Origin of the sequence: Vibrio sp. 10N.222.48.A3 (genome assembly GCF_041475345.1) — a bacterium.
GTDB classification, from domain to species: domain Bacteria; phylum Pseudomonadota; class Gammaproteobacteria; order Enterobacterales; family Vibrionaceae; genus Vibrio; species Vibrio tasmaniensis_A.
This window is the reverse complement of record NZ_JBFRVX010001666.1, coordinates 1-249: the sequence shown is the minus strand read 5'-3', so window position 1 is coordinate 249 and position 249 is coordinate 1. Positions and strand designations below refer to the sequence as shown.

Below are 249 nucleotides of genomic sequence, written 5' to 3'. Positions count from 1 at the left end.
TTCGAGCGTTCGAGCGGTTAAAGTGCATGAGATTTTACTTAATGAGTTTGGTTATACCGACTCTTTGATCTTGGAGGAAGGAAATAAAGGAAAAGGGGTGAGTATTGGCGTATGTGATAGAGCTACGACTGTGAAACAGATGCGAGAAGATTACGCCTATGCGAAAAAAGAAGAGAGAAACGTTGAAACGACCGCTAAGCATCAAGCGAGAGCGAAAGATCTTCTGACTATCTTGTATGGCCAATAACA

The 249-nt window shown here is 42.2% G+C and carries 1 pseudogene; it reads left to right on the top strand.

The annotated features are described in order from the left end of the window. Positions 1-247: pseudogene (locus AB4653_RS28330) on the top strand (hypothetical protein); the annotation flags it as partial. Between the last annotated feature and the right edge of the window lie 2 nt (positions 248-249).